Origin of the sequence: Endozoicomonas sp. ONNA2, from assembly GCF_024606365.1 — a bacterium.
Taxonomy (GTDB): Bacteria; Pseudomonadota; Gammaproteobacteria; order Pseudomonadales; family Endozoicomonadaceae; genus Endozoicomonas.
Map to the genome: position 1 here is coordinate 1 of NZ_JAHHPO010000467.1, position 1242 is coordinate 1242.

2 protein-coding genes are annotated in these 1242 nt (G+C 39.8%); one reads left to right on the top strand and one right to left on the bottom strand.

The window, feature by feature from the left end; translation table 11 throughout:
* A partial coding sequence (locus KDK14_RS08440) for a hypothetical protein (protein ID WP_257264654.1) occupies positions 1-282 on the bottom strand: 282 nt, incomplete at its 3' end.
* A 317-nt stretch (positions 283-599) separates the two neighbouring features.
* Between KDK14_RS08440 and KDK14_RS08445 the strand changes: the two genes are divergently transcribed.
* The coding region (locus KDK14_RS08445) for a hypothetical protein (RefSeq protein ID WP_257264655.1) at positions 600-1242 on the top strand (643 nt) is incomplete at its 3' end.

The following is a 1242-nucleotide window of genomic DNA, read 5'->3' on the forward strand; positions in this document are numbered from 1 at the left end:
TTTAGACCAATTTACTGCCACCGCAGTAGGGCAGTCTATTCTCGGACAGCCTCCTAGTTCTGCAGAATATTGCTTTCCCAACTCAGCAACTCTCGTAAAGACTCTCTGTTTGATAGAATTGGCAGCTGTTCTGCTTATCATTTGTCCAATGACTACAGAGCAAACCGCATTCACGACTTCAATACCAGATACTTTCATTTGTGGTATATGCTTAAGAGCATCAAGGTAAATCTTAGCCCCCATAGCATCAGAAATAGCTTTCTCAATATTCTTGCTAGTCATGTGTCTTGTAAAAGTTGATTGAGTAACTCATTATATTACGTCATATGACGTGTATAAAATATGCGTTTACTCTCCCTTTAAGTAAGACTGTAAATATCAATGACCACCTCAGAACCCTATTTTTCTTGGATAAAACAACCAATTGCAGTCGTTACCGCAATAGACTCAGGACGGCCTTTTCCAGAGCTACTTGCTTCAAAAGAAGAAAAGTACAACAAAGATATAGAACTATTCTGCCAACTTGTTGCTCAACGCAGATCTTCAACTGCTCTATTAGAAAAAGTAAGAAACCGAAGTCGTATAATGCAAAAACTCGGATGTCGTTGCTCAAGCTTTTCAGACGTTGCGTATGTACTGTATGTGACACGGAAGCAACCAAGAAAATTAAAGCAAAACCAACATCGGAATTTGTTAAAAATTTTGGCCACTTATTTAAGGATATTAACGTATTGCAAAAGCAATTCTCCTCTATCAGTGAAAAACATAAATTGGCGCTAGCTGCTTTGCTTGGAGAATATGATCACAGAGGAAAACAAGGCTACATGCTGACAGACCTGTTCTTTGACTGGTTTGAATCCTCGTTTAAAAATAGTTTTTCTATTGAAGGGCCACGTGGGGCCGGTGCTGACATTCAGTTATCATCTCTTTTTTCAGAATTTAAGGGGGAGTACCCTTGTGATTTTGTGATTCGTGACTCTAACTCTAATAAAATTGTTGCTATTGGTTTTGCTCGTTATGATAGTACCCGTGGTGGCTCTCAATCTGACGATAGAACCGGTGGTAATAATGACAAAGTATCGAAAGCCCAGAAATTCTGCAAAAAGTACAGCCAAGATTTTAAGATAATTTTTGTTTCTGATGGCCCTGGTCTGGTTCATAACGATACGTGGCAGGAAGCATGTACACTAGGAGCCTGTCCGAGAATAGACTGCCCTACTGCGGTGGCAGCAAATTGGTCTA